The sequence below is a fragment of the Paenibacillus sinopodophylli genome (genome assembly GCF_005930355.1).
Classification (GTDB): domain Bacteria; phylum Bacillota; class Bacilli; order Paenibacillales; family Paenibacillaceae; genus Pristimantibacillus; species Pristimantibacillus sinopodophylli.
The window spans coordinates 276,468-289,352 of the sequence record NZ_VDBO01000004.1; the positions used below are offsets into that span (position 1 = coordinate 276,468).

10 protein-coding genes are annotated in these 12,885 nt (G+C 47.1%); 2 read left to right on the plus strand and 8 right to left on the minus strand.

Annotation, left to right across the window (positions count from 1 at the left end):
• Positions 1-19: 19 nt before the first annotated feature.
• From FGT79_RS18355 to FGT79_RS18365, 3 genes are all read right to left on the minus strand, one after another.
• Positions 20-1,633, minus strand: a complete 1,614-nt coding sequence (locus FGT79_RS18355; RefSeq protein WP_138754272.1) for an AraC family transcriptional regulator — start codon at positions 1,631-1,633, stop codon at positions 20-22.
• A gap of 128 nt (positions 1,634-1,761) precedes the next feature.
• Positions 1,762-2,787 carry an ABC transporter substrate-binding protein gene (locus FGT79_RS18360; protein ID WP_246096485.1) on the minus strand — a complete coding sequence of 342 codons (1,026 nt, stop codon included), beginning with the start codon at positions 2,785-2,787 and terminating at the stop codon, positions 1,762-1,764.
• A gap of 478 nt (positions 2,788-3,265) precedes the next feature.
• Entirely contained in the window at positions 3,266-3,589 is a 324-nt protein-coding gene (locus FGT79_RS18365) for a hypothetical protein (RefSeq protein ID WP_138754273.1), read from the minus strand.
• Positions 3,590-3,942: 353 nt separating this feature from the next.
• Here FGT79_RS18365 and FGT79_RS18370 point away from each other — a divergent pair, with 353 nt between their 5' ends.
• Positions 3,943-4,872, plus strand: coding sequence for an ABC transporter ATP-binding protein (locus tag FGT79_RS18370; RefSeq protein ID WP_138754274.1), 930 nt, complete (start codon positions 3,943-3,945; stop codon positions 4,870-4,872).
• Entirely contained in the window at positions 4,873-5,994 is a 1,122-nt protein-coding gene (locus FGT79_RS18375; RefSeq protein WP_246096486.1) for an ABC transporter permease, read from the plus strand. It abuts the gene before it with no gap.
• Positions 5,995-6,082: 88 nt separating this feature from the next.
• Here the strand turns inward: FGT79_RS18375 and FGT79_RS18380 are convergent, their stop codons facing one another.
• The 5 genes from FGT79_RS18380 to FGT79_RS18400 all read right to left on the minus strand — a co-directional run bounded on the left by FGT79_RS18380 (position 6,083) and on the right by FGT79_RS18400 (position 12,466).
• The gene (locus tag FGT79_RS18380) at positions 6,083-7,186 is read right to left on the minus strand and encodes a cation diffusion facilitator family transporter (RefSeq protein WP_138754275.1); all 1,104 of its coding nucleotides are present in this window, start codon (positions 7,184-7,186) and stop codon (positions 6,083-6,085) included.
• Between the two features lie 253 nt (positions 7,187-7,439).
• Positions 7,440-9,122, minus strand: coding sequence for a glycerol-3-phosphate dehydrogenase/oxidase (locus tag FGT79_RS18385; protein WP_138754276.1), 1,683 nt, complete (start codon positions 9,120-9,122; stop codon positions 7,440-7,442).
• Positions 9,123-9,307: 185 nt separating this feature from the next.
• On the minus strand, positions 9,308-10,798 hold the full coding sequence (gene glpK / locus FGT79_RS18390; RefSeq protein WP_138754277.1) for a glycerol kinase GlpK: 1,491 nt from the start codon (positions 10,796-10,798) through the stop codon (positions 9,308-9,310).
• 32 nt (positions 10,799-10,830) lie between these two features.
• Positions 10,831-11,391, minus strand: a complete 561-nt coding sequence (locus FGT79_RS18395; protein ID WP_138754278.1) for a glycerol-3-phosphate responsive antiterminator — start codon at positions 11,389-11,391, stop codon at positions 10,831-10,833.
• A gap of 58 nt (positions 11,392-11,449) precedes the next feature.
• The gene (locus FGT79_RS18400) at positions 11,450-12,466 is read right to left on the minus strand and encodes a LacI family DNA-binding transcriptional regulator (protein WP_138754279.1); all 1,017 of its coding nucleotides are present in this window, start codon (positions 12,464-12,466) and stop codon (positions 11,450-11,452) included.
• Positions 12,467-12,885: the final 419 nt, after the last annotated feature.

The window sequence follows — 12,885 nt, forward strand, 5'->3', positions numbered from 1 at the left end:
ACCTGCCTCATCCTCACCATTAAGCAAGCACACGAAGCACATCGTCAATCTTCTTACCGTGGGAGAGGATACCATAATTCATCCAACTGAGATAATCCACCTCATAAACCCGGTTATGAACAACCGCAGGCAGAGACTTCCAGACAGACGTCGCACACAGCTCTTCCTTCGCTTCCTCCGACACTTCGAAGGTCACGAATAAGTGATCAGCATCCAATTGTGCAAGCAGTTCTAAAGAAAGCTCCGCTCTTCTGGCACCGTTCGTCACTTGCTCTACGAGTGGATGCGGCGTCAATCCCAGATCTTTATATAGAATGGGACCCGTATAGCCTTTATCTGGACCTGCATACAAAATAATAGCCTCCGCACTTATCCGCAAAAACGCAACCGTCTGATGTCGAATCGTATAAAGCTTCTTGCGAGCTAAATCAGCTTTTCGTTCATAATGATCGATGACATCCACTACCTTTGTGCTCTTGCCTATTCCAAGTAAATCTGCCACCGTTCGGAGCGTCTCCTGCCAGCTCTCGCCAAGATCGGGCATTCTGTAATGCGGTACCTTCTTCTCAAAGAGATCAGAGTTCCACTTCTCAGGGAATCCGTACTCCACCATAACAAAATCCAGCTTACAAGCCAAAGGAGTTTGAATCTCAGTGGTAAGCTCTACAGCAGGAATATGATCGAGTCCCAAATAGGATTGCGTCCCCCACTTAGAATACGAAACCTGCAATGCTGGCATTACGCCGAGCGCCAAGAGAAAATCCTCTAAAAACGGGGCAAATACACGAATATCCTCACGATAATGACGACGATATTGTCCTGGTGAGAGCCCCACTGTCTGCTTGAAGCGGCGATTGAAATAAAATTCATTGCCAAATCCGATATTCTGGGCGATATCGAACATTCGATCATCTGTTGCTTGCAGCAGATGCTTAGCCTGATTGATTCGGATATCTGACAAGTACTGCAGCGGCACTTGACCTGTTATTTCTTTGAATAAACGCGTGTACTGCCAACGTCCAAGGTTGGCGGTTGCTGCCATCCGATCCACTGTCCACAAATCTCCGTAATTACGGTTCAGTTGCTCAATCGTATCTTCCACGGATTGACGGCTGTTTACAACCATAGAATCGGGAAGGTTATGTTTGAATATATGACGTAGCAGCTCTTGAAACCGGATATGCTGATCAAACAAGCTTAGCTCGTCGTTCGTTTCCGATTGATGATGACTGTAAAGCCCTTCAACCCAATCCAGCCAATTAGAGAATGGACCACATTCAACCTCCCCTACGCATGGAAACACAGGAAGGGTCTGCGATTCCGCAGCAGGTGATCTTAATTTCCCAATATGATGCACTTCAAACGTCAAAATATACCATTCAAGTCCCTGCTCGCCAGCTTCACATTCGATCGATTTTCCTGGCTCGACGATAAAGCATTTGCCGCGTTCCAGCGGATAGCCCGATTTGCCAAGGAGAAGTCTTCCCTTGCCGGATAGGATCACGATCATTTGATAGTTTTCGTTCTTCCATGCATTATGCTGCTGCATGGGGGCAAAAGTCATACAGTTCATCCAGCATAATCGATAAAACAGGCTCGGCGAGATCGCCTTCTCTGATCCTTCTACATTCATAGCTTAATCCGTCCTCTTTAAATAATGAGAATTATTATCATTTAACTATTATAACGAAAAGAGAGAGAGCACTTCAACTTAAAGTTGAAATACTCCCTCTCGGAGTTAAATATTGAGACCTATCTCATTTATTGCAGCAGATACTTCTCCAAGTCCTTCAGCTTGAGCAGATTGGCCGAAATCGCGCCAGTTTGCCAGTAGGTACGATCCACTTGATAGACATGGCCATTCTTAACGGCAGGGACATTTTTCCAGATTGGATTGTTCATCAAACTATCAATGGCTTCTTTATTTTCGGCAGATGACCACGTACCGTTCGAAGTCAGAATAATGATGTGATCTGCTCCAAGCTCCGGCAGTACCTCCATAGAAAGGCTATCAATAAACTTTTCCATATTGGCAACCAGCGGCGGCGCACTCAATCCCAGTTCCTGATACAAAATGGAACCCACAAATCTGTTCTTGATCCCTAGTAAATTTATATCATTCTCACCAATATTAAGTCTTAGAACGGCAACCGTTTCATTCCCGATCTTTGCTTGCAGCTTGGTTTTCATATCTGCAATTTTGGCATCGTAGTCTTTTAGAAATTGCTCTGCCTTCTCCGGCTCGCCGATAAGATCTGCAATTTTACGGAGGATTTCCGTAGAGCTGCCATTTTGGATATCATCCGTTAAGCGATACGTTGGAGCAACCTTAGAATATTTCTCATATACGGTTGCATCCGCAAATCCATCCGAAATGATGAGATCCGGTTCTGCTGCAAGCAGCGCTTCAATGTCACCTGTAATATCGAATTGAGGAGCACTTAGATTTAAGTAATCCTGTTTGCCCCAGGCCGGGTGATACCACTGCACGACTGGCTCCACGCCTAGTGCCACGAGATAGTCTTCAAGATAGATAGCTGCTACACGTTTCGGCTTGACTGGGATTTCTACCTCACCAAAATGATCCGTAACGATTCGTGTTTCATTCGTGTCAGGCTGTTCGCTTTTTGAGTCTGTTTCCGTACTTACTGTATCCACTTGATTCGTTGGTTCTGCTGCCGGCTGCTCCTCTTCTGCATTACCGCATCCAACGAGCGCTGTCATAGCAATTAGAAGAGTAGTCATCCCCTTCAGTATGGTTTTACGTGATCTTACGAGTCTTTCCATTTTCTGCACACTCCTATGTAATCGTTAAAGTAACGAAATATAACAGTAATGATTATCATTATCATCTCGTTCGTTACTTATTATATCACCCTGTACCGATGATACAATGTCCATTCATTGGTTATTCTTTTATCCAAACGCGTGATTATATGTCACTTCCGAACGGGTTACGCTTATAGAGTGAAACTCCGATTGATTATCAGATCCGCCTACTCCAACACCGTGAACGTTTTAAGCAGGAAATAAAGCATAGTCAAAATAGCAGCAAATGTAGAGATCGAACAGAAAAAGGATATCCACGCCTTTTTCCCGCCCGATATGATCACACTTAGCAAACCTGTTAACATAGCAAGCAAAGCACAAGTTACCCCTAAGACCGTTATAAAAATAGATAAAACCAGCCCAAAAAAGCTTAACAGATATGTCACTTTAATCATCACTCGCATCATTTACCTCCGTTATATTAAATGGACGTTCTCTATAAACCCTCGTATCCGACCAGCAAAAAAATAACGACGCTTACGACCGTAAGATGAGTAAGTGAAGCAACAAGGAGAATAGCGGCAACACGCCAATCCTTAATCGATAAACGTGGATTAAACCGCAACTTATACATGCAAAAACCAATAATATTCGTAATAAGCAGAGATTGAGCTAGCCATCTGGAAACTGTAACAAACGCGGGCGTATTGTTTACAATCGGGTTTAAGAACCAGCTAAAAGGCTCCGCTAACATAGCAACTGGAATGAGCATCCATGCCATCACATGAATGGAAAGTACAAAAATAATATTTTTAATCACCGTAAGGCACCTCCCTCGTTAAAACCTACATTATTCAAACGCCATTAGTTGGAAAAATGTTACTCTTTTTACATCTGATTAATTACACTTTATTGTTTTATACAATGTCCTCGCCTGGTCTCCACCTCTAGACGGAGCTTAAAAGCATGCTCTGGTCTCTACTCTCATACACTTGATACGGTTAAACTGACGATAACCACACAACAAAACGGATAAACGATCGCGCTATTCGAAGCGAGTTTTGCTTCACAAAACTTTAGGCGTATGCTTTCGAAGCGAGTTTTGCTTCACAAAACTTTAAGCGTATGCTTTCGAAGCGAGTTTTGCTTCACAAAACTTTAGGAGGTCAAATCATGCCTGTTTTAGAGGTGCGTCATTTGCAGAAAAGTTTTGGTGCGGTCAGTGCGGTTGCTGACATCAGCTTCACCGTCGAGGCCGGCGAGGTGTTCACGATCATCGGGCCTAACGGTGCTGGCAAGACAACGACTCTAGAAATGATTGAAGGATTGCAGGTACCAGATAGCGGGCAGATCGAGTTCGGTGAGCTCAATTGGGCTCGCCACAGCGACAAAATTAAAAAGATCATCGGTGTTCAGCCTCAATCGAGCGCATTGTTCGACCTATTGACGGTTGAAGAAAACTTGGAGTTGTTTGCAACCTTTTATCCAAAATCAAAACCTGCGTCAGAGATATTGGATATGATCAGCCTGAAGGATCAACGAAGCAAGCAGGTTCGCAAGCTCTCTGGCGGACAGAAGCAGCGGCTTGCAATTGGACTTGCGATGATTAATGATCCGATTATTATTTTTTTGGATGAACCAACCACTGGGCTTGATCCGCAGGCACGGCGCAATATTTGGGACATTATTTTAAAGCTGAAGACATTAGGTAAGACGATCATTCTCACTACCCACTACATGGAGGAAGCCGAGAAGCTGAGCGACCGTGTCTGTATCGTCGATCAAGGCAAGATCGTTACGCTCGATACTCCAGCCGCGCTTATCGACCGCCTCACGCAGGAACGCGAGGTTCGCCTCACCTTTCTCGATGGCTCAAAGGCGGCAATAGAAACGGAGAAGGTGGCTCAGCTCCATCCTGCGGTTGTACGTACGAGCCGCGAGGAAGGCTCGCTCCAGCTATGGACGACGCGGCCTGAAGAGACATTGTACGAGTTATTCGGCTTTACGAAGGATCGCGGATTCCGTCTTGAGCAAATTTCCATTCGCGAGATGAGCCTAGAGGATGTATTTATCACCTTTACAGGAAAGGAGTGGAGGGACTAGATGAACGGTACTAAACAATTTGCCCGAATGTTTTCCGCTCAGATCAAAATGATGCTGCGCGAGAAGCAGGTATGGTTCTGGAATATCTTCTTCCCTGTTATTTTAATGGTGTTGTTCATGGTTATCTTCGGAGGCGGCTCCAGCGAAAGCTTCAAGGCCAAAGTGGCGATTGTCGATTCCAAGCCGAACGTGTCCTCCGCCATGCTCCTCGAGCAGCTGCGGCAAATCCCGATGCTTGAGTTGGAACAAGAGCAGCCCATAACGCTTGAGGCAGGCCAAAAGCTTGTCGAGCAGCAAGACGTAGCTGCACTCATTATCCTTCCTGAGTCCGAAGACGCGGCGACAATCCAGCTTGTAGTCAACAAGGCGGATGAGCAAGGAGCAGCCACCCAAGCGATCACTGGTCTATTGGATCATTTCATTCAGCAAACGAACTGGACGATTGCTGGCGTGGCGCCTACGTTCAGCATGACTAGAACAGCGATTTCGTCAGGTGCAGACGATTTAAACTACGCAGATTTCCTCTTAACCGGTATGATTGGATTATCTGTGGCACAGGGCGGACTATTCGGCATGGTAGGCCTTGTTGAAATGCGTCGGAACGGCTTGATGAAACGGCTTCGCATGACGCCTGCCCGAATGGGACTATACGGTCTTGCCGGTGTATTAGTAAAGCTTCTTCTGGGTATCATACAAATCATCATTTTAACGTTAATTGGCGTATTCGGGTTTGGCGCAAATCTTCACATTAATATATTCAGCCTGATCATTGCTTTCCTTGCAGGCGGTTTAGTATTTAATGCGATGGGCTACCTGTTCTCCTCCTTCAGCAATTCGATTGAAGCCTACATGGGGATGGCAAACATTGCAAGCATGCTAATGATGTTCCTAAGCGGCGTTTTCTTCCCGCTCGAATCACTGCCCGCTTGGCTGCAGCCGGTTACGCAGATGCTTCCGCTAACTTATTTCGTTGAAGGCATGCGTGATGGCCTTATTTACAATTCGGGCATCGCGTCAAGCACTTTCTGGGCTGGCATCAGTATTATGCTGCTTTGGGGTGTCGTTTCCTTCCTAGTCGGCTCACAGGTGTACAAGGTAAAGTCCGTTTCGGACACAAAGTAAAGGAAGACAGACCAAAAACAGCAGACCCTACATGCTTATTTAGCCTAAGCATGTAGGGTCTGCTGTTTTTGCTTCATATCCGTTACAACTATACCTTGCATTCGGAATGCTTTAGCTCAGATTTCTCGATTTGAATCGTAGCATGCTCAATTTGGAATTCCACCGCAATTTGACTTATGGCTTGCTGCAGCACCTTCTGGGAATCAACGGAATCCTCCACCTTGAGGTGGCAGCTTAATGAATCCAGACCTGAGGTAATCGTCCATATATGCAGGTCATGCACATCGGTAACACCTGGAATCTGGCGAAGCATCTCCTCGACCTGTTCTGCATCCACATTGGCAGGCGTTCCTTCCATAAGTATGTGGACGGTTGATTTAATGATGCCCCATGCGCTTTTCAGAATGAGCAGCGCTACAACGACACTAATAATAGGGTCTGCAATATACCATGAGAATAGCGACATTAAAATGCCGGCAATAATCGCTCCTACAGAGCCGATCGCATCTCCGATTACATGCAGATAAGCGCTTCGCACATTCAAATTGTCCTTTACATCCGCCTTGCGCATAAGGAACCAAGCGCTGGCTAGGTTTGCTAGCAAACCTATACCCGCAATGATCATCATCGTGCCGCTGGCTACAGACGGTGGATCTCCGAATCGTTTGATCGCCTCGACAACAATAAAGGCCGCAATCACAAACAGCGTAACACCGTTCAGCAGCGCCGCCAGTATCTCAAAACGATGGAATCCGTAAGTACGGCTCGATGATCGCGGCCGTACCGCAAACCACATCGCCGCCAAGCTTAGTGCCAGTGCCGCTGTATCACTTAGCATATGCCCGGAATCCGATAATAACGCGAGCGAGTTCGTTACAAGGCCGCCTACAAATTCAAGCACCATAATACCAGCGGTAATAATTAATGCAATCAGCAATCCCGCCTTGTTATTCGGCGCATGCGAATGACCGTGATGGCCATGAGAATGTCCATGGTGGTGACCGTGGTGATGCCCACCATGTGAATGTCCAGCATGGCTGTGCTTTCTATTCTTGACTTCATGATGGTCATGCTCATCATGGGAATGACTGCAGGAGCCATTCTTGTGATCATGCGTGTGCAGATCCTTCTCATGCTTGTTAGTAGCTGTTCCTGCCTTTTTTTCTAGCTCGTCATCAGAAGACTTGCTCATATCATTCTCCCCAATCCTGTAAGCCAGACTTTATTAGTCTGCTTCTAAGCTGTACATTTCATTAGCACGATCGTCACTCGAAATAACATATGAACATATGCTCATATGTATTATATGTGTAATTGGCATTTGTTGCAACCCTTTTCGTATTCGGTTTAGCTAGCTGCCCATTAAATGCAAATAGAGACGCATCTCTGCGCCTCTACTACTTATTTGAACATGGATGGGTAAAGAATTCAATTATTGATAGATACTAGCTGCGCAGCGGCTCGACGGCCTCCACAAGTTTTTGTGCCAGCTCTTCCGTATAAGCAGCTCGCTGCTCCTCGCTCCAGTCAAACTGATTTGCCATCGCCGCAAGAACCGCTTGCTTCCACTCTTTGACGTAGCCAATCCGGAAGAACAAATCACCAGTACGGCGAATGAAGAAGTCTACCGGCTTCACTGTCATCTCCGATTCCATGGAATAGCGAAGCTGTACGGCTAAAACTAGCGGCAGATTGAAGGATGCTGCCCATTCAATTGTACTTGATGCTAGCCCGAACAGTTCGTCCACATTGGAGCCATAACGTTCAGCCAGGAACTTAGATTCTTCTTTGGAGAAGCCATGCCCCGCCCCCTCTGCAGTCTTCCTATTCACGAAAGCTGCGAAATTTTGCGAACCGCCAAGGTCACCGCCGGACATCGGAATGTTTTTTGTATTGCTTTTGGCGAACTGCTTCCCGCCTTCCTGTCCTAGCAGCTCAACAACCTTGTCAACCACCGTCTCCGCCATCTTACGATAGCCTGTCAGCTTGCCGCCTGCCATGGATATCAAGCCGGAATCCGATATGAAGATTTCATCACGGCGTGAAATTTCAGAAGGTGATTTCCCTTCCTGCTGGATTAGTGGACGAAGTCCTGCCCAGCTTGATTCTACATCAGCCTCCATAAGCTTCAGCTCCGGGAACATGAAGTTGACCGCATTAAGCAAGTAAGTGCGATCCTCCAGCGTCATCACCGGACTGACCGTGTTGCCCGTATAATTGGTATCCGTTGTTCCGAAGTACGCCTTGCCTGCACGAGGAATCGCGAATACCATCCGACCATCCGGCGTATCGAAGTAAACCGCTTGACGAAGCGGAAATCTACTCTGGTCGAACACCAAATGCACACCCTTGGTTAAGCGAAGCGTTTTACCCTTTTTGGAGCCATCCATCTCACGAATATCATCTACCCATGGACCAGTTGCATTAATGATTTTTGTCGCTTTTAGCTCATATTGTGCGCCACTTATGTTATCTTTAACCACCGCGCCTGCTACTTTTCCGTCTTTTCCATAGCTGAGTGTTTCTACTTTTGCATAATTGACAGCCAAGGCGCCTTTTTCAATCGCTTTTTTCATTACTTCAATTGTTAGGCGCGCATCATCTGTACGGTATTCCACATAATAACCGCCACCCTTTATACCATCACGCTTAAGAAGCGGTTCTTTCGATAGCGTATCGGCAGCACTTAGCATCACACGACGCTCTTTCCTCTTGACGCCTGCCAAAAAGTCGTAGACGCGCAAGCCGATCGAGGTCGAGAATTTGCCGAACGTTCCTCCCTTATAGAGAGGCAGCAGCATCCATTCCGGTGTGGTGACATGTGGACCGTTCTCATATACGATCGCCCGTTCCTTGCCCACTTCAGCCACGACGCCGATTTCAAGCTGCTTCAAATAACGCAGACCACCGTGCACAAGCTTCGTCGAACGGCTCGATGTTCCGGCAGCATAATCCTGCATCTCCACGAGTGCAACCTTCATCCCGCGTGAAGCGGCATCTAGCGCGATACCAGCACCTGTAATTCCTCCACCAATAACGAGAACATCTAGTTGCGACTGCTCCATCTGCTTCAATACTTGCGCCCGATTTCGTGCAGCGAAACTTCCCTGACCCTCATTGCTTTTCATACTTAACTCCTCCTATATCTTATGGTTCTATTGTTCTGCGATACGTCGTCAGTTACTCCTGTAAAAAGGAATGCAAGCAAAAAAACCACTCAAACCGCTTCCCTGCCCCAAAAGGGGTGCGGAAGCGGTCTTCGTGGTTTCTCCTGATCTCCAACCGTTATTAACTTGGCTTCAGTATAGCATAATTACGATGTGAACGCCATCGCAGCTTTTACAGCTCGATGCCAGCCATTGTATAATGATTCGCGCCGCTCCTCTTCCATCTCTGGAACGAATACGCGATCGACCTGACGTAGTGTCGATAACTCCTCGCGGCTGGACCAGAAGCCAACAGCAAGACCGGCCAAGTAAGCAGCACCAAGTGCCGTCGACTCATTGATAAGCGGACGCTCAACTGGAACGGAGAGCAGGTCGCTTTGGAATTGCATAAGCAAATTATTGTTCACCGCACCCCCGTCCACAGACAGTGACTTAAGCGGGAGGCCTGACTCCTCCTCCATAACGGAGAGAACATCTTTGGTCTGATAAGCCAAAGATTCGAGCACAGCTCTCACGAAATGATGTTTCGTCGTTCCGCGAGTTAAGCCGAATACAGCTCCTCTCACATCGCTGTTCCAATAAGGCGTTCCAAGCCCAACAAAAGCAGGAACGACATACACGCCATCCGTCGATTCAACCTGCTCAGCAATAAATTCGGTCTCTGTTGCTGATTCGATTAACTCAAGACCGTCACGCAGCCACTGAATCGCTGCACCAGCAACAAAGACGCTGCCTTCAAGTGCGTATTCAAGCTTGCCATCGACCTCCCAAGCAATCGTCGTTAGTAGACCCTTATCGGAGACAATCGCTTTCGTGCCTGTATTCATCAGCATAAAGCATCCTGTGCCATACGTGTTTTTGGTGCTTCCTTCTTCATAGGCGTTCTGACCAAACAACGCGGCCTGTTGGTCGCCAGCCGCGCCAGCTACTGGAATGCAGCAGCCGAACAGCTTCTCTTCCATATGACCATACACCTCTGAGGAAGAGCGTACTTCCGGCAGCATCGCCTTCGGAATGTGCAGAATACGCAGTAATTCCTCGTCCCAGCAACGCTCATGAATATTGAACATCAGCGTTCTCGCTGCATTGGACACGTCCGTAACATGAACGGCCCCGCCTGTCAGATTCCAAATGAGCCATGTGTCGATTGTGCCGAAGAGAAGCTCTCCCTTCTCAGCGCGCTCACGTGCGCCTTCCACCTGATCCAGCAGCCAGTGAACCTTCGTTCCCGAGAAATAAGCGTCAATCAGCAAGCCCGTTTTGTCATGAAAAGTTTGCCCGTATCCCTCTTGCTTCAGTCTATCGCTGATACCTGCCGTTTGGCGGGATTGCCATACAATCGCGTTATAGATCGGCTGGCCCGTAGCTTTATCCCACACAACCGTCGTTTCCCGTTGATTCGTAATGCCGATTCCTGCAACCTGGCTAGCGGATACGCCCGTTTTCTCCAGCACTCCAGCGATGACTCGCTTGGTTGATTCCCAAATATAAATAGCATCCGCCTCGACCCATCCGGCATGCGGGTATTCCAAGGGAAGCTCCTCGCGTGCCATATTGACGATGACTCCTTGGCGATCTATGAGAAGCGCCCTTGTACTTGTCGTCCCCTGATCGAGCGACAGCATGTAGGTTTCCATTCTTAGTCCTCCTTCACCTTTTCCAATCCGCTTTACTTCGAGGTCCTCCATAGCTCCTTGCGCGATGTCGTTATTGCTGAAGCACCAGCCTCCAGCGCTTGCTTGACATGCTCGTCCGTTCGAATCAAGCCTCCCGCAATAATCGGAATGCCGCTCCGCTCCTTAACCTCGGTTATAATATCGGGAATAACACCCGGCAATACTTCAATAAAATCGGGACGGTTCTTGTCCAGCACCGTGTAGCTTCGCTCCAGCGCATCCGAATCGATGAGAAACAGCCGCTGAATCGCGATCAGCCCATTCTGCTTCGTCCGGCCAATGACACTGGAGCGTGTCGAAATAATGCCTGCAGGGCGTATCGACTGACATAGAAACTCTGCCGCATACTCATCGTTTTTCAACCCGTCAATCAGATCCGCATGCAGCAGCACGTTTTTACCATGCTGGCGAGCCAGCTCAACAATGTTTTTCAATTGTCCCAGATGTCCGCCAAGCAGAACCATATATGAAAAAGGGGAGGCAAGAACTGCCTCCACATCCTTCAGCTTATGAACAGCCGGAAGTACATTTTGCCCATTCAGCAGTAATGACAACGCTTGACACCTCCGTTTTTATGAAGCCTCAGCTTCGTAAATGCCTAGCCATATATCATTACTGCATCAATTGACCGCTGCTCTCGCGCACTTGTATGCATGTCGGCAGAACAATTTTTTTGGCAATCTCACGCTTCGCAGCAAGCCGATCTGTCAAAAGCTCAACCGCTGTCTCGCCCATATGCTCCATATGCACTTTTACCGTTGTTAACGGCGGCTGTAAAAACGCAGAAATGGCTATATCGTTATAGCCTACGATTGAAATATCCTCGGGCACTTTGAGGTTTGCTTCATGCAGCGCACGGAGCGCGCCAACGGCCATCGAATCATTTTCGATAAAAAAAGCTGTCGGCAGCTTTTCTTCCGAAATCGCTTGTTTCATCAGCCTGTACCCGTCCTCCGAATATAAATTCTCGCCAGTAAAGATCAGCTGCTTATCGAACATTCCTTGTGCGGACAATTTCTCCATAAACACACACTCACGCTCGTCGCGTACCCTCTTATCGTTGACGATGTTATGCCCACCTATATAGCCAATCGATGTATGACCAAGTCCGATGAGGTAATCAAGCACCTCCGTCACTGACTTGCGCAAATCAATAACGACCGAATCGAAGCGGTTGTCGTCCGGCGATGAATCAACAAAAATAATGTTGTCCATATTGCTTGGGAATCGAACCAAGTCCTCTTTCTCGAATCGTCCGATCGCAATAATGCCGTCAAAGGCTTCGCCAGTCCACTCTTTCCCATCAGGCTGCCCATGCATAAACAGCTTAACCAAGTCCATCTGACGCTGGAAGCATTCCCGCTCAATGCCAAGCCTTATCGCCATATAGTATGGATCAAGCATTTCCTGCTGATCCGAATACCAGTTCACCAGTCCCACTCGGTAACGCTCTTTGACGGCTACGCCGTTGCGCTGCCGCAGTGTCTTATAGTTCAACTGCTGTGCTGCTTCAAATATACGCTTACGCGTCTCGTCCGCTACCGAGATGCCAGGATCATAATTAAGCACCCTTGACACCGTTGCAATTGATACCTTTGCTTTCTGTGCAATATCTTTAATCGTAGCCATACTCCCGTTCCTTCCCGCTGTACACTCTCGTTACATCCAATATGCCAGATTATGTGCGCGTTTACAATAGAACAATGGTGTTTGGCTGGCACAATGAGGCAGCGATACCTATCCTGTATGAATTGTATTCATCTATTGTTTCTCAATGCAAGATTCATGCATGTCATCTGGCCGCAAGTAAAATTATACTTTATTTTTAGTAAAAATAAATAGAAATTTATTCTTTTTTACTATGTTGCTCAACTTCGCTGCCTAAAATGGGCAGATTGGCCATGTGTATGAGATTGAATAAAAAAACACATGGAGTTGTTACACTCGCATGCGGCTACAATCCATTTTTATTTTCTTCCACTGATTAGATTCCATATTACTCCTTTTCGTTAACTCTTTTTAAAACATTCTGCTTCAAAATTGAATAT

What these genes read in the sequence shown, in the direction of transcription:
- FGT79_RS18355 (WP_138754272.1), bottom strand. Translation starts at nt 1,633, where the DNA reads ATGAATGTAGAAGGATCAGAGAAGGCGATCTCGCCGAGCCTGTTTTAT.
- FGT79_RS18360 (WP_246096485.1), bottom strand. Translation starts at nt 2,787, where the DNA reads ATGGAAAGACTCGTAAGATCACGTAAAACCATACTGAAGGGGATGACT.
- FGT79_RS18370 (WP_138754274.1), top strand. Translation starts at nt 3,943, where the DNA reads ATGCCTGTTTTAGAGGTGCGTCATTTGCAGAAAAGTTTTGGTGCGGTC.
- FGT79_RS18375 (WP_246096486.1), top strand. Translation starts at nt 4,873, where the DNA reads ATGAACGGTACTAAACAATTTGCCCGAATGTTTTCCGCTCAGATCAAA.
- FGT79_RS18380 (WP_138754275.1), bottom strand. Translation starts at nt 7,186, where the DNA reads ATGAGCAAGTCTTCTGATGACGAGCTAGAAAAAAAGGCAGGAACAGCT.
- FGT79_RS18385 (WP_138754276.1), bottom strand. Translation starts at nt 9,122, where the DNA reads ATGAAAAGCAATGAGGGTCAGGGAAGTTTCGCTGCACGAAATCGGGCG.
- glpK (WP_138754277.1), bottom strand. Translation starts at nt 10,798, where the DNA reads ATGGAAACCTACATGCTGTCGCTCGATCAGGGGACGACAAGTACAAGG.
- FGT79_RS18400 (WP_138754279.1), bottom strand. Translation starts at nt 12,466, where the DNA reads ATGGCTACGATTAAAGATATTGCACAGAAAGCAAAGGTATCAATTGCA.